A 15498-nucleotide genomic window follows, 5' to 3' on the forward strand; every position below is an offset into this window, starting at 1 on the left:
GTTACCCCTTAAGTAATGTGATGGCGGCGGTTGTCATGTGCTTGGTACTGCACTTGCAGGGCAGGTGCCGCGGCGTGAGACAGCTTAAAACTACTGATAGTGCCTGCCAGATGATCGGCCTGTTCTTTTAGCTGCTCGGCGGCGGTCGTGGACTCTTCCACCATGGCCGCGTTTTCCTGAGTCATGCGATCCAGTTCTGCGACGGCAATGTTGACCTGATTGATGCCATCGCTTTGCTCGCTGGTGGCCGCATTGATCTCCTCCAAAACATCGGTAACGCGGGTAATATGCGCGACGATGTCTTGCATGGTAGATCCCGCATTACGCACTAAAGTGGTGCCATTGTTAACCTTGGTTTGAGAGTCCTCAATCAGCTGTTGAATATCGTTGGCGGCATCACTGCTACGCCCAGCCAGCTTGCGCACCTCATCGGCCACCACGGCAAAACCACGGCCATGTTCGCCAGCGCGGGCAGCTTCCACCGAGGCGTTAAGCGCCAGCAGGTTGGTCTGGAATGAAATGCTGTTCATCAAGGTGACAATCTCACCGATCTTATCCGAAGCGTGGGTAATGTCTTCCATGGTGGTCACCACATTTGCTACAACCTTCCCACCTTCGTTGGCTACCTCTGAGGCGGTTTGGGAGAGCTTGTTGGCTTCTTTTGCGGATGCAGCCGCGTGTTGAACCGTGCTGGTGATTTCCTCGATCGATGCAGAGGTCTGCTGCAGGCTAGCGGCAGCGTTATCGGTGCGACGGGATAAGTCCTGACCACCCATGGCGATCTCATTGGCCGCGTGGTGAACAGATTCACTGCTGGTGCGTACATCAATTAATACGGCCTCCATTTTACCTACGAAACGGTTGAAGGCCTTGGCAATTTGAGTGACTTCATCATTACCCTCTTCGGGCAAGCGTCGGGTTAAATCGCCCTCTCCCGATGCGATATCATCCATCGCATTACGAACTCCCAGCAAGCGGCGTAGCAGCAGAGAAAGCAGCAAACCGAAGACCACTGCCGTGATTGCGGCCACAATCAGCAGCGTGACTATCGATGTAGTGGCGATGGCGCGCAGGCCCGCTGTTGCCTCGTGTTCGTCCAGTGCCACAATCAACTGCCAGCCACTGCTACCACCCACGTTATTGCCCATTAGCAACGTATCGCTGTTTTGCAGTGAAAGCGATTGGGGTTCATCGGCTTGGGCGATTTCGCTAAGCCGGGTGTTGGTCAGTTCATCGCTCAAACGTGTGGAAGGTTCGAGCGTCATGTCAGCGTCAGGATGCGCGATCAGGGTACCGTCTTCAGTGGTTAAAAAGCCGAAACTGGACGGCGTAGGGGCAATGCCGGTAACAATTTCGATCACATCCTCGATAGTAATATCCGCACCAATGACTGCAGCCAGCTGCCCATTACGGTAGAAAGGGCGTGCAAAGGTAACGATTAAGCCCCCCGTTTGGGCATCCGTGTAAGGTGCCGTAATAATGGTCTCTTGCGCTTCGGCTGCGCCTTGGTACCAGGGCCGCTGACGCGGGTCGTAATCGCTGGGGGGCTGCCATCCATCGGAAAAAATAGCGTCTGGTGTGGAAGGATAAGCAATGTAGGCTGTCATAAAGCTGCCTGAGCCAGCCAGTTGTTGAAGTGCGGCAAGTGGGTCATCGCTATTGGCTGCATCATCCATGCTGGAAAGCATGGTATAGCGTGCGTTAAACCACTCGTTGATAGCTTGCGTATTACCGTTAACCACGGCGCTAAGATTGCGCGTTATTTGCTGGCTATTATGGTGCTTTACGGTGGTGTAACTGGCAATGCCGTTAATCACCAGGGCGAGGGTAATCGCCACTAATGCAGCCAATAGGATGCGTGCTCGGAGGGTAGATAGCATGGTCGCTCTCGACGTAGAAGTGCATGTCAGTACTCAGGGGGAGGTACCGTTTATAATGTCTTCTAGGCTATCGGCGAGAGCGACCCTTTCTTTAGTCTTACATGGTCTTTAAGTTTTGGATATTACTAGCGTAAATCACTAACTGCTTGTTGAATATCGGCCATTGAAGCTTTACTTAGATCTTTTGATAGGGAATGAATCACCAGCTTTTGGGTAGGGGCATCGAGTTTATCGCGTAAAAGCCCTAAAAATTTAGGTGGCGCCACCATAATGAGCTTCTTCATACTGTTGCCTACTCGAGCACTATAAAGTCGCTGAGCGACCTCTTTCGCAAACAACTCGTTTTCGTGCTTAGTAGCCGTTCCCTCTTCGCCAGCCGAGCGAGAGGTAGTGGACATCGACTCATGCACATCGCCTCGACCGTCGGTGACCAAGTCACCTTCGTGTAGACGTCCTTCAGCGTGAACCATGCTTTCTTGCTCTGCCAACGTTAAGGCATCTCGGGTAAAAATGCGTGCGCGAGCGGCGTCGGCTACCACGATATAGGTTGTCATCGCTGTGCATACTCCATGTCGTTGATGGTCATCTAACCATGGCAAGCGTTTGGCGTTAGGTCAAACGCTTGCCTCGGCTTAAGCAACGTGGGTTACAGCACCTTGCTACGCAGCAAGCTGGTGACGGCTTCACCAATCAGTACCAGCACAATAATGGCAATCAAAATGGTCGCCACGGTAGGCCAGGCAAAGGTGTCAATTGCGCCCTGGAGGATAACGCCGATACCCCCGGCGCCCACCAACCCAAGTACCGTCGATTCGCGGATATTGATATCCCAGCGGAGGATGACGATGGCAAAAAACGCGGGCATGACCTGAGGCACGATTGCATAGGCGACCACTTTGGCCTTGGAGGCCCCGGTGGCTTCCATGGCCTCTACGGGGCGCCGGTCAATCTCCTCTATTGCTTCGCCCATCAGCTTGCCGATAAAGCCAATCGAGCGAAACATGATGGCGAGTATGCCCGCTAATACCCCAGGGCCAAAAATGGCCACGAACAGCAGCGCCCAGATGATGGTGTTCACCGAACGGCTTGAGACCAGAATGAAGCGACCAAACCACAAACAGGCGCGGTTGGGGGTAGTATTCTGGGCGGCGATGTAGGCCACCGGGAGCGCCAGGAAAATCGTCAGAAAGGTAGCCAGCGTAGCGATATGCACGGTCTCGATCAGCGCTGCGATAATGCCATTGAGCCCCGCCGCACTGGGTGGCCACATGCGTGCGCCAAGCCCGGAGATTTGGTTGGGCGCATCCCACACCCAGGGCCAGAAAATATCAATATCGCGCACCGCCCAAACCACTAACATCAAGGTAGCTAGCAGAACGGCGTAACGAATCAGGCGCTGTTTGCGGTCATAGCGTTGCCAAATACGATCGGCAAGCTGCTGTGCGTGATCTACCATATTTTTTTCCTTACCCAGCCGCTGACACCTTCACTGAGCAAAATGACCGCGATGATAATGAGCAGAATCGCAAAGGCGAAATCGTAGTCGTAACGCCCAAAGGCATTCATCAGGGTGCCGCCAATTCCGCCTGCCCCAACGATTCCGACCACCGCTGATGCGCGCAAGTTACTATCCAATTGGTACATGGATAGCCCTACCTGGCGTGGCAGAATTTGCGGAAAGACCGCATAAAACAGAATGGCCACATAGCCAGCGCCGGCGGCTTTCATCGCCTCTACTTGGCCCCAATCAATCTCCTCGATCTCTTCGGCGAGCAACTTGCCCACAAAGCCGATGGAGTAGAGTGTCAGAGTCAGAATACCTGCGAGTGGGCCAAATCCAACGGCAGCGACAAACAGGATGGCAACAATTACCGGATGAAAGCTGCGCGATACGATAATCACCGACCGGCCAATCACATAGATAGGCATTGGGGCGATATTACGTGCCGCCATCACGGCAAAGGGAATAGAGAGTAAAACCCCCAATAGCGTCGCCAGAATGGCGATTTGAAAGCTCTCTTTAAAGCCTGTTAGCAGCAGCTCGTAGCGCTCTAGGCTGGGTGGGAAGCCGCCGCTAAATATGCGTGCCGCGCGGGGCAACCCTTCAGAGATCCGTGCCCAGTTGAACGGCAGCGAGCCGAACGCCCAGACCAGATAAACCACGGCAACCACGATTAACCCATAGCGTAGCAACGGGTTGGCAATGAACGGCGGCTTTCGCCAGGTGCGGGGCGCCGTTGAAGGGGCCTCAGGCGGAGTCATGTGAGGGCTCCTCCGCTGGCGTATCGGTAATCGCGTCGTCCGGCGCTTCAATGCCTCCGTAGATGGCGTCTAACGCGTCTTTGTTGAAATCGGCAGGCAACCCATCAAAGATCATCTTGCCGTGGCGTAGACCCACAATCCGCTCGGTATAGGTTTTGGCCTGTGCGACGTTGTGGATATTGATGAGTACTGGCAGCGAGAGCTCACTGGCCAGGCTTTGCAGCAGTATCATGATCTGCTCGGAGGTGCGTGGGTCGAGCGAGGCAGTTGGTTCGTCCGCCAGCAGAACATCAGGCTCTTGCATCAGGGCTCGCACGACGCCTACCCGCTGGCGCTCGCCACCGGATAGCTCATCAGCGCGCTTGTTGGCGTAATGAGCGATTCCCACCCGCTCCATCAGCACAAACGCACGCTCAATATCGGCCTGAGGGTAGCGGCGGGATATTGCTTGATAGAGATTGACGTAACCCAACCGTCCGGCCAACACGTTCTCCATCACGGTCAAGCGATCCAGTAGGTTAAAGCCTTGGAACACCATACCGATCTTGCGGCGAGCACGGCGCAGCTCGGCGCCTTTCAGGTTCACCAGCTCATTGCCGTTGAGTTTGATCGAGCCGGAGGTTGGCTCGACCAGGCGATTGATACATCTCAGCATGGTGCTTTTACCCGCACCCGAGGCGCCTACGATAGAAACAACGCTGTTTCCCTCTACCTTGAGGTCAAGCCCTTTCAGCACGGCTTCATCGTGGCCATAACGTTTGACCAGATTGGTAATTTCCAGCATGTGTCCGCTTCCATCGTCGAGACAATAACCGCACCGCCGGCGGCGGTGCGCTACGTTTACTCTTCCAGGTTTTCTGGCGTATAGCTCACGTTATTGGCCGCTTGGATGGTACGAATTACCTGCCAGTTGTCTTGGTAGTTGATGGGTATGAATTTCTCGACGCCCTCAAACTCTTCACCAAGTTCGGTGCCGACAAAATCAAAGCTAAAAAAGGCTTCCTCTATTTTCTCGACCAGGTCGGGATGCAAGTTGTGCGCGTAGTTATAGGAGGTAGTGGGGAAACGGTCGGATTCGTAGATCAGGCGCACGTCTTCTTCATCGTAAAGACCGCGTGCTGCCATCCGCTCGACGACTTCTGAGGCCACGGGGGCCGCATCGTAATCCTTGGCCACCACGCCCAGCATGGATTGGTCGTGGCTACCCGAATAGACCACTTCGTAATCCTCATCGGGAGTGATGCCGAGTTCCGGCAGCAGCGCACGAGGGGCTAAATTGCCCGAGTTTGAGGTGGGTGAGGTATGGGCAACGCGTTTGCCTTTGAGATCCTCAACCTCGTGGATATCAGAGTCGACATGAGTAAATAACTGCAGGGTGTAACCGAATTGGCCGTCATCAGAGCCCATCAAGGCAAACGGCACGGCACCGGCCAAATTCACCGCAAACGGCGTAGGGCCAGTGGAAAAACCAGCGATATGCAGCCGACCGCTGCGCATGGCTTCAACTTGGGCAGCGTTTGACTGTACGGCGAAGAAACGCACATCCCGTTCGGTAACCTCGGCCAAGTGATCGATAAACGGCTGCCAGATATCCGAATAGATAGCCGGATCCTCTACGGGGGTATAAGCAAAAATCAGCGTGTCTGGATTGACCCACTCAGCCTCATCGGCAGGGCGATCCGCCACCATATCGCCATCTTCATCACAATAGATGGTATCCAGGGCGCCACGTTCGCACTCCGCGAAGGCATGGGTAGAGAGCAGGGTGAGCGGTAGTAGGGATGTAGCGATAAGTATCGCAAGCGGGCGCTGGCGGAAGAGCGAAGTTGTCATGGTGAGCCTCGTTTGTGCGTTATTGTTGTGTTCTTGCTATGGGTCAGGCTGTATTTCCTTGGCTGCGTTTTGCCACTATTGAAAGCGGAAACTGTTTCGTAAGTGGACATTCCGCGTCAAGGATGGTTATTTTCGAAAGTAGACACCTTCAATCTAGGGTTTGTGACAAACTTATGTCAAATACTTTACAGCCGCTCTCCGACCATTGGCGCAACCGCTATTTATTCATGCGCCACGGCCATAGTCAGGCTAATCAACAGAGGGTGATTGTCAGCTCGCCGGGGCGCGGGGTGGAAAACTTTGGTCTCTCCGAGCATGGTGAGCAACAGCTTGCCCAGCTCGTTGCCGACTGGCAGTGGCCTGTGCCGACCCGCGTGGTGCATTCAGACTTTTTGCGTACCACCCAAACCGCTGCCCATGTGGCGGCCAGGTTCGAGTTGGTACCCAGCGTGGATACGCGCTTGCGGGAACGAAATTTTGGCGAACTAGAGGGGTTGGGGGACGAGCTCTATCCCAGTGTATGGGCGTTAGATGCCGAGGATGCTGAACACCAGCACCATGGAGTAGAAGCGTTGAGCCGAGTGGCAAGCCGTATGCAGTCGGTGATCGGTGATTGGGAACAACAGGTAAGCGGGGAAGTCATTCTGCTCGTCAGTCACGGTGATCCGCTGCAAATTCTGCTGACTGCCCTGGCCGGGAAACCGCTGACGTCCCACCGTGAGCAAACCCCGTTAGCACCCGCTAGCATTACTCTTTATGGGCATGGCGTGTAATCCACTAAAAGCTGTGTGGTAGTCTCTAAGAAAAGTAAAGAGAACCTGCTATGCCTGCTCCTTTTTCGCCGGATGCGCCGAGCCTGCTGAATGCCCTTGCTGTGGGCAGCCGCGCGCTCATCGACGCGCACTTTTGGAGTGAGGGCGTCGATCAGCTATTGGCGGCGCTAGGGGAAGCGTCGGGTGTCAATCGGGTGTGGATATTTCAAACCATAGAGCGCAACCCAAACGGTGTCTTGCAGGATTTTGTTTTTGAGTGGGCATCTTCATCGCACTATCGTGAGCGAACGCAAAAACGCTTTCGCTTTTTTACCACGCTGATCGACGATCCCGAGTATGAGGAAATGGTCAATCGTCGGGAGCGTGGTGACTCGCACACCTGTATTACCTCGCAGGTGGATTTGGGGTCGCTGCGCGACAATTTGGAAAGCCAGTCGATTTTATCGATGGTGACCGTTCCGATTATGGTGGATGGTCAGTGGTGGGGCACTTTGGGCTTCGATGACTGTGAGCGTGAAGTTGACTGGGAGGGAGCGGGGTTGCAGGCGCTAGTGATCGGCGCTGAACTGATCGCTTCGGCTATTTATCGTCAGCAGCTTACCCGCAGGCAACGGCAGGTTGATTTGCTGCAGCAGGTCGCTGCCTGCGGCACCTGGGAGATTAATACTCGCAGTGGCGCCACCTGGTGCTCTTCGGCGTTGCTGCTTTCGCTGGGTTATCCTGGTGATTATGCAAGGCTCCCATTGCGCCGCTTACTGGCTCACGCCATGCCCACTGACCGCTTACGGGTGTTTGGTTTGATCCGCGAGTGCCAACAGCGGCTGCAAACCCAATGCCGCATTGATGTTCAGCTCAGGGTCGCATCCGGGCAATGGCGTTGGCATGAGCTGGTGATGGAAAGCTACTACTCCGATGATGGCTATTTAGCGCGTATCGGCGGCCTAGTCATCGATATTAGTCAACGTAAAAAAAGCGAAGAGCAGGCCTGGGCGGCGGCGGAGTTTGACGCCTTGACCGGCACACGCAACCGACGTGGCTTGGCTAATCACTTAGCACAACTCAATGAGCAAGCTGAAGCGGCAGCCTATTATTTGCTGATGATTGATATTGATTACTTCAAACATATCAATGATCGCTACGGTCACCCCGCGGGGGATACGCTGCTGGTGGAGATGGCAAAGCGAGTACACGAGGCCCTGCGGCCCGAGGATTGTCTGGCAAGGTTCGGCGGTGAAGAGTTTGCTGTTACGGCGGGTGATTTATCGCACCAACAGGTAGTCCAGCTGGGTGAGCGTATTCGCCAACGAGTAGCCCAGCAACCGTTTTACCTGACGGCGGGTGATTCGCAAGTGCCGATGATGGTGACACTCACCGTCAGCGTGGGGATTGCACCTCTGGCGCTCACCAGTGATTTAGACCACAGTCAGGCAGTAGCCGTTGCCCAGGCCGACCAAGCGCTCTATGCCGCCAAAGAGGCGGGGCGAAATCGCGTTGTGGCTCACTGGCAGCCGTGATGACGACGACTGATGAGGTTTATTGCTGCGACGGTGGAATCCAGGCAATCATATCGACTTCCACATCAGCGCCTCCAGCCAAGCCGGTTACCCCGATACAGGTGCGGGTGGGTAGAGGCTGGGGAAAGTAACTGGCGTAGACCTTATTCACTTCGTCGAAGTGGCCCATATTGGTAATGAACACCCGAGACTGCACCACATATTCGAAGGCACTTCCGACTTCTTCCAGCACAATCGCCAGGTTCTGCATTACCCGATGAGTCTGTTCGGTGAAGGTGCCCAAAAGCATCTCGTTGGTCTCTGGCACCGTCGGCATCTGGCCAGTGATAAAGACCAGATCACCTACGCGGCAGGCGTGGGAAAAAGGCGCAATCGGTTGCGGGGCGCGGTCGATAAACAGCTTTTCAATCATGCTTTTATCCTTTTTTGAATGATGTCGTTGCGAGGAGCGGAGCGACGAAGCAATCTTGTTTGTAGTGGCAAGATAACTTCAAGATCGCCGCGCTACGCTCGCGATGACATGCTGTTTTTTAAAGTCTGTTAACTATCATGGGCCTCAAGTGAGGCCCATGATGACGAACTTATCCACAGCTGCTTTGTCGCTGGGGCTGTGTATTAATGCCCCAGAATCTGGCTTAAGAACAGCTGGGTACGTTCAGACTGCGGGTTGTTGAAGAACGGCTCAGGCGCGTTCTCTTCAATGATTTGCCCCTGATCCATAAAGATCACCCGGTCGGCGACGGTTTTGGCGAAGCCCATTTCGTGGGTCACGCAGATCATGGTCATGCCTTCTTCCGCCAGTTCCACCATAACGTCCAGCACCTCTTTGATCATCTCGGGGTCTAGGGCGGAGGTGGGCTCGTCAAACAGCATCACGTCGGGGTGCATGCACAGCGAGCGGGCAATCGCTACGCGCTGCTGCTGGCCGCCCGAGAGTTGCCCCGGGTACTTAGTTGCCTGCTCGGCAATGCGCACCCGTTCTAGGTACTCCATGGCTAGCGCTTCGGCCTCTTTGCGGGGCTTCTTTTGTACCCACATTGGCGCAATACAGCAGTTTTCCAGCACTGATAAATGCGGGAACAGATTGAAGTGCTGAAACACCATGCCGACGCTACGACGAATCTGCTCAATGCGTTTGACGTCTTGGGTCAGCGGTAGACCGCCCACCACAATTTCACCCTTTTGGTGCTCTTCAAGGTGGTTAATGCAGCGAATTAGCGTTGATTTACCCGAACCTGATGGGCCGCAAACCACGATACGTTCGCCGCGTTTTACCTCAAGGTAGATATCCCGCAGTACGTGAAAATCGCCGTACCACTTGTTAACGTTGTGCATCTCGACCATCAGGTCAGAAGCACTGGTGTCAGAGGTGTTGGTGGCTGCTTGTGTCATGTTGAAATCCTACTTAAAACGTAATGAGATGCGGCGCTCGTATTTAAACTCGAACTAGTGCTTATGGCCGGTGTTTAGCTTGCGCTCCAAGTACTGGCTGTAGCGCGACATGCTGAAACAGAATATCCAGAACACGAACGCGGCAAATACATAGCCCTCTACCGAGAAGCCCAGCCAGCGCGAGTCGGAAAGCGCCGCTTGCACAATGCCCAACAGGTCAAACAGCCCGATGATCATGACCAGGGTGGTGTCTTTAAACAGTGAGATAAACGTATTGACGATGCCAGGAATCATCATTTTCAGTGCCTGAGGCATCACGATTAGCCCCATGCGCTTCCAATACGTCATCCCCAGTGCCGCGGCGGCCTCATCTTGCCCTTTGGGAATCGCCTGCAAACCACCGCGAATAACCTCGGCCATATAGGCACTTTGGAACAGCGTCAGGCCGATTAGCGCACGTATAAGGCGATCCACGTTAAGTTCAGACGGCAGGAACAGCGGCAGCATCACCGAGGCCATAAACAGAATGGTGATTAGCGGCACACCGCGCCAAAACTCGATAAAAATCACGCAGAAGGTTTTGACGATGGGCATGTTCGAGCGTCGCCCAAGGGCTAATACAATGCCAATAGGCAGTGCGCCAATCATCCCCACGCTAGCCAGTAGCAGCGTCAGCATCAAACCGCCCCAGCGGTGGGTGGAGACACGCGGTAGATCAAAGTAGCCGCCGTGTAGCAGCACGTAGGCGATCACCGGGAAGATCAGCAGCGCAAACAGTGTCATCCAGCGCTTAAACGGCAGGCGCGGAATGACCATCCAGGCAATAATGCCCGCGAACATGGCAAACACGATATTGGCGCGCCAATACTCCTCACTCGGGTAGAGGCCGTACATAAACTGGGAAAAGCGTGCGTTAACGAATACCCAGCAGGCGCCCACCCGTGTGCAGTCTTCGCGGCTGTCGCCCACCCAGTTGGCATCAATAAATGCCCACTGAACTGTTGGCACCACGAGTAGATAGAGCACGTACAGGCCCAGTAGCGTGAAGATGCTATTGATAGGGCCGTTGAACAGATTGCCTCGTAGCCAGGCAACCGGCCCAATGGTGCCTTTAGGAGCCGGGCGCTGAGGTATGGTTTCTTTATTGTGAATCATGGGGTCGCCTCCGGCCTAGCGTTCGACCAGCGCAACGCGAGCGTTGAACCAGTTCATGAACATGGACACCAGCAAGCTGATGATCAGATAAACCGCCATGGTCATGGCAATGACTTCGATTGCCTGACCGGTCTGGTTGAGCGTGGTGCCGGCAAAAACCGATACCAGGTCGGGGTAGCCGATGGCGGTGGCCAGTGACGAGTTTTTAATCAGGTTGAGGTATTGGCTGGTGAGTGGCGGAATAATGACGCGCATAGCCTGGGGAATGATGATTAGGCGCAGCACTAGCTTGCGCGGCAAGCTCAATGCCTGGGCGGCTTCCGTTTGGCCATGGGGGATGGCTTGGATGCCCGAGCGCACAATCTCCGCAATGAAGGACGCGGTATAGATAGACAGCGCCAGCCACAGGGCCAAAAATTCAGGGATAATGGTAATACCACCGCCGAAGTTAAAGCCGCGCAGTACCGGCATCTCCCAGGTCACCGGTACACCTGTAGCGACCAGTACCAGCAGTGGTAGGCCAAAGATAATCACCAGCGACATCCAGAAAACCGGTAGGCGCTTGCCGGTGGCTTCGTGACGGCGCTTGTTCCACATGACCAGTGCGATGCTGGCAATAATAGCCACCACGAAGGTGGCTGGGATAAGACCAAATCCTGACTCGAACAGAGGCTGAGGCAGGTACAGCCCGCGTACGTTCAGGAAAATGGCTTCACCAAAGGCCATGCTCTCTCTAGCGCTGGGTAACGTCCGCAGTACAGCAAAGTACCAGAAGAAAATTTGCAGCAGCAGGGGGATATTACGAAACGTTTCGATATACGCATTGGCTAGCCGAGCGATCAACCAGTTGGGCGATAGCCGCGCGATACCGACGATAAAACCAATAATCGAGGCAGCTAACACCCCCAATCCACCGACTAGCAGCGTATTGAGCAAGCCAATCACAAAAGTGCGGCCGTAGGTACTTTGGGAGGAGTACTCGATTAAGCTTTGACCAATACCAAAGCCGGCTGTGTTGCCCAGGAAGCCAAAGCCAGTGGTAATGCCGCGAGCATTCAGGTTGGCTTGGGTATTGCCGATAATATAGATCAGGAAAGCCGCGACAACGGCGACCAATATAAGCTGAAAAATAAGTGCGCGCTTAGCGCGGTCTCGCCAAAACGGCGGCTTGTGGCCAGCGGGGCGAACGTTAGGTCTTACAGACATGGATGGCGTCTCCGCTACACGGAAGGTCAATCAAATGGCCCGCCACGACCTTGAAACAGGTCCTTTAAACAGATACCTGTGAAGAGGGTGGCGGGCCGGGGTCAAGCGAGACGCTTAGCGAATCGGGGGAGCGTACTGGAAGCCGCCGTCTGTCCATAGGGCGTTAACACCGCGCTCAATTTCCAGCGGCGAGCCCATGCCCACGTTGCGGTCGAAGCTTTCAGCGTAGTTACCCACTTGGCTAATAATGTTGTAGGCCCAATCTGCTTCTAGGTTCATGCCTTCACCGTAGTTGCCGTCTTGGCCTAGCAAGCGAGCGATGTTGGGGTCTTCAGAGTTAAGCATTTCTTCAGCGTTTTCACTGGTGACGCCGTACTCTTCGGCGTTAATCATGGCGAACAGCGACCATTTCACAATGTTGAACCAAAGATCGTCACCCTGACGAACCACAGGGCCTAGTGGCTCTTTGGAGATAACGTCAGACAGGATCATCGAGGCTGAAGGATCGTCTAGCTGAATACGTAGCGCCGCTAGCTGAGAGGTATCGGAGGTTAGCACGTCACAGCGGCCGGCCTGATAGCCACCCACGGTTTGCTCAGAGGTATCAAATACGATCGGGTTGAATTCCATGTCGTTAGCACGGAAGTAGTCAGCCAGGTTCAGCTCGGTAGTGGTGCCAGACTGAATGCAGATGGAGGCGCCGTCTAGCTCGTCTGCACCGGTAATACCCAGGTCACGGGATACCATGAAGCCCTGGCCGTCGTAAAAAGTAACCCCGGTGAAGTTCAGGCCCAGAGTAGTATCGCGGGTAGTGGTCCAAGTGGTATTACGTGATAGAACGTCGACTTCACCTGATTGCAGGGCGGTGAAGCGCTCCACGGCGTTGAGTGAAATATAGTTGACGGCTTCTGAGTCGCCGAGTACCGCTGCCGCTACAGCGCGGCATACATCAACGTCGATACCTTGCCAGTTACCGTCGTCGTCCGGAGCTGAGAAGCCCGGCAAACCATCGCTCACACCACACTGAACGGCACCACGCTCAATGGTATCTTCCAGGGTGTCGGCTTGAGCAGTTGCCATTCCCGCCAGGCTAAGTGAGCCAGCGGACGCCAGAAGCGCTAAGTGTTTTTTATTGAACATCTAGTTTCCCTCGAAGTTATTGGAATCAGCTATTGAAATCAGTTATTGAAACCAGTAGTTGAAATAGTTATGCATGCCGTAGCATGTCACTAAACCTAGCAAGGAAGATGCCAACAAGGGTACAGGCGTTAATTCAGCGCTTTTCAACGCTACTCAACGAATTCGAGACGAAGGTCTAGGTGCAAAAAGGTTACTGCCCACCTCGCATTGCACCGTTATAGGGCAAGCTGAGGTGGGCGGTAACACAAAGGCAGTTATTAGGCGTGGTTTACTCGGCTGCGAATGCCTTGCGCATAAACGGCGGGAGGGCGAGCGCACCGCGATGGGCGTCAACGCTATAGTATTCAAGCGGTAAGTCGTGGTTGGTGGCTGCCTGCTCGCGGAACGTATTCACGTCGGTGGCTTTACCCGCCAATGTTACGCTCCACCAGCCTGAAGGATATACCGGCTGCGGGAAGGGCAGCGTGGCAACGCTGTCAAAACCGGCTTTCAACATGTCGTTGCGCAGCTCTCGGATGATCGAGCCACTGTGGTAAAGCGGTGATTCGCTCTGCTGCACCATTACGCCGCCGCTTTTCAAAATACGGTGGCAGCGCTTGAGAAAATCGGTTTTAAACAGCCCTTCAGCGGGCCCAACCGGGTCGGTGGAGTCGATAATCAGCACATCGATGCTCTCATCAGGTGCATCGTCCACCCACTTGACGCCGTCGGCGAACAGCAGTTCAGCGCGGGGGTCGTTATTCGACGCTACCAACGACGGGAAGAAGCGCTCAGAGGCCTTGGTGACCTCTTCGTCGATGTCAATTTGGGTAACTTTCTCGACACTCGGGTGGCGCAGCACCTCTTTTAAGGTGCCGCAGTCGCCACCGCCGATGATCACCACACGTTTGGGATCTTGGTGGGTAAACAGCGCCGGATGCGCAATCATCTCATGGTAGAGGAAGTTATCGCGATCAGTCAGCATCACGCAGCCGTCCAGCACCATTAGGTTGCCGTAGGTCTCGGTGGCGTAGACCTCTAGATGCTGGTATTGGCTCTGTACATCCAGCAGTTTTTCAGAGATCTTCAGTGAGAAAGCGCTGCCGTGGCTATCAAAGACTTCGGTAAACCATTGGTCGTCGCGTAAATCGCTCATCAATTGGCTCCTGAGTGCTGTGCATTTGTGTGCGTTGGAATATCGCGGTGATACTGTGGGCTTAATTCGTGCAGCGCCTCCATAAAGGCAGTGACGTTGTCGGGGTTGGTAAACTGGCTGATTCCGTGGCCCAGGTTAAACACGTGGCCAGGGCCATGGCCGTAGCTTTCCAACACGCGGGCTACTTCAGCGCGGATAGCCGAGGGGCGGGCAAACAGAACGTTGGGATCAAGATTGCCCTGTAGCGCCACTTTGTGACCAACCCGGGCACGGGCATCGGAAAGCTCGGTAGACCAGTCGATACCCAATGCATCGGCACCGGCGCAGGCGATATGCTCAAGCCACTGGCCGCCGTTTTTGGTGAAGAGAATCACCGGTACGCGGCGGCCGTCGTGTTCGCGGATCAGTCCCGAAACGATCTGCTCCATGTAGCGCAGCGAGAACTCAAGGTACGCAGGGGTAGAGAGTGCGCCACCCCAGGTATCAAAAATCTGCACCGCCTGGGCTCCCGCGCGAATTTGGGCGTTCAGGTAGTCAGTTACCGCATGCGCCAGCGTATCCAGCAACTGGTGCATGGTATCCGGGGTATCGTAAAGCATGGTTTTCAGATGGCGGAAGTCCTTGCTGGAGCCGCCCTCCACCATGTAAGTCGCCAGCGTCCAGGGGCTGCCTGAGAAGCCGATCAGCGGCATGCGGCCGTTCAGCTCACGACGAATGGTCGACACCGCACGCATCACGTAATCCAGGTCGCGCTCGGTGTCGGGCACGCTTAGAGCGGCGACTTCTTCCTGTGTACGCACGGTTTTGCGGAATTTTGGGCCTTCGCCGGTTTCAAAATAGAGCCCCAGGCCCATGGCATCTGGAATGGTCAGAATATCTGAAAACAGAATGGCTGCATCCAGCGGGTAACGCTCCAAGGGCTGTAGGGTGACTTCGCAGGCCAGGTCATGGTTGCGGCACAGATCCATAAAACTGCCCGCATCGGCCCGGCTGGCGCGGTATTCCGGCAGGTAGCGGCCCGCTTGACGCATCATCCACACCGGGGTGCGGTCGACGGGCTGGCGCGCTAGTGCGCGAAGAAAGCGATCATTTTGCAAAGGTGTAGTGGTCATAGACACTTGCTCTTAGGAAATTTGCCCGCATCGTATTGGAAACCGTACTTGGGAGCGTACTTGAAACCGTTTTGGGGATCGTATGAGGGCAATTGT

The 15498-nt window shown here is 54.9% G+C and carries 15 protein-coding genes; 2 read left to right on the plus strand and 13 right to left on the minus strand.

The features are described 5' to 3' along the window. Positions 1-8 precede the first annotated feature (8 nt). From HALA3H3_RS09365 to phnD, 6 genes are all read right to left on the minus strand, one after another. Complete coding sequence (locus HALA3H3_RS09365; RefSeq protein ID WP_022521304.1) at positions 9-1880, minus strand: methyl-accepting chemotaxis protein; 1872 nt, start codon at positions 1878-1880, stop codon at positions 9-11. A gap of 125 nt (positions 1881-2005) precedes the next feature. Continuing rightward, positions 2006-2434, minus strand: a complete 429-nt coding sequence (locus HALA3H3_RS09370; protein WP_022521305.1) for a host attachment protein — start codon at positions 2432-2434, stop codon at positions 2006-2008. A gap of 92 nt (positions 2435-2526) precedes the next feature. Then, positions 2527-3336 (minus strand): phosphonate ABC transporter, permease protein PhnE, encoded by an 810-nt coding sequence (gene phnE, locus HALA3H3_RS09375; protein WP_022521306.1) that lies wholly within the window; start codon positions 3334-3336, stop codon positions 2527-2529. Continuing rightward, entirely contained in the window at positions 3330-4142 is an 813-nt protein-coding gene (phnE, locus tag HALA3H3_RS09380) for a phosphonate ABC transporter, permease protein PhnE (RefSeq protein WP_022521307.1), read from the minus strand. The genes phnE (HALA3H3_RS09375) and phnE (HALA3H3_RS09380) overlap by 7 nt, the downstream gene beginning before the upstream one ends. Continuing rightward, positions 4129-4926 (minus strand): phosphonate ABC transporter ATP-binding protein, encoded by a 798-nt coding sequence (gene phnC / locus HALA3H3_RS09385; RefSeq protein ID WP_022521308.1) that lies wholly within the window; start codon positions 4924-4926, stop codon positions 4129-4131. The genes phnE (HALA3H3_RS09380) and phnC overlap by 14 nt, the downstream gene beginning before the upstream one ends. 56 nt (positions 4927-4982) lie before the next feature. Further along, positions 4983-5975, minus strand: coding sequence for a phosphate/phosphite/phosphonate ABC transporter substrate-binding protein (phnD, locus tag HALA3H3_RS09390; protein WP_022521309.1), 993 nt, complete (start codon positions 5973-5975; stop codon positions 4983-4985). A gap of 173 nt (positions 5976-6148) precedes the next feature. On the opposite strand from phnD, the gene HALA3H3_RS09395 reads away from it, so the two are divergent. Beyond that, positions 6149-6748, plus strand: coding sequence for a histidine phosphatase family protein (locus HALA3H3_RS09395; protein ID WP_022521310.1), 600 nt, complete (start codon positions 6149-6151; stop codon positions 6746-6748). Between the two features lie 50 nt (positions 6749-6798). Next, on the plus strand, positions 6799-8262 hold the full coding sequence (locus tag HALA3H3_RS09400) for a sensor domain-containing diguanylate cyclase (RefSeq protein ID WP_022521311.1): 1464 nt from the start codon (positions 6799-6801) through the stop codon (positions 8260-8262). A gap of 19 nt (positions 8263-8281) precedes the next feature. Here HALA3H3_RS09400 and HALA3H3_RS09405 read toward each other — a convergent pair whose 3' ends face one another. The 7 genes from HALA3H3_RS09405 to hemE form a co-directional block, all read right to left on the minus strand. Then, positions 8282-8674: a RidA family protein gene (locus HALA3H3_RS09405; protein ID WP_022521312.1), complete on the minus strand. Its 393-nt coding sequence runs from the start codon at positions 8672-8674 to the stop codon at positions 8282-8284. A gap of 203 nt (positions 8675-8877) precedes the next feature. Further along, the gene (locus HALA3H3_RS09410; RefSeq protein WP_022521313.1) at positions 8878-9654 is read right to left on the minus strand and encodes an amino acid ABC transporter ATP-binding protein; all 777 of its coding nucleotides are present in this window, start codon (positions 9652-9654) and stop codon (positions 8878-8880) included. Positions 9655-9708: 54 nt separating this feature from the next. Continuing rightward, positions 9709-10809: an amino acid ABC transporter permease gene (locus HALA3H3_RS09415; RefSeq protein WP_009286182.1), complete on the minus strand. Its 1101-nt coding sequence runs from the start codon at positions 10807-10809 to the stop codon at positions 9709-9711. A gap of 15 nt (positions 10810-10824) precedes the next feature. Continuing rightward, complete coding sequence (locus HALA3H3_RS09420; RefSeq protein WP_022521314.1) at positions 10825-12015, minus strand: amino acid ABC transporter permease; 1191 nt, start codon at positions 12013-12015, stop codon at positions 10825-10827. A gap of 114 nt (positions 12016-12129) precedes the next feature. Further along, positions 12130-13155 carry an amino acid ABC transporter substrate-binding protein gene (locus HALA3H3_RS09425; RefSeq protein ID WP_009286180.1) on the minus strand — a complete coding sequence of 342 codons (1026 nt, stop codon included), beginning with the start codon at positions 13153-13155 and terminating at the stop codon, positions 12130-12132. A gap of 268 nt (positions 13156-13423) precedes the next feature. Then, positions 13424-14290, minus strand: coding sequence for a polyamine aminopropyltransferase (gene speE, locus HALA3H3_RS09430; RefSeq protein ID WP_022521315.1), 867 nt, complete (start codon positions 14288-14290; stop codon positions 13424-13426). Next, positions 14290-15402, minus strand: a complete 1113-nt coding sequence (gene hemE / locus HALA3H3_RS09435; RefSeq protein ID WP_022521316.1) for a uroporphyrinogen decarboxylase — start codon at positions 15400-15402, stop codon at positions 14290-14292. The genes speE and hemE overlap by 1 nt, the downstream gene beginning before the upstream one ends. Between the last annotated feature and the right edge of the window lie 96 nt (positions 15403-15498).

Origin of the sequence: Halomonas sp. A3H3 (assembly GCF_000982975.1) — a bacterium.
In the GTDB taxonomy this organism is placed as follows: domain Bacteria; phylum Pseudomonadota; class Gammaproteobacteria; order Pseudomonadales; family Halomonadaceae; genus Vreelandella; species Vreelandella titanicae.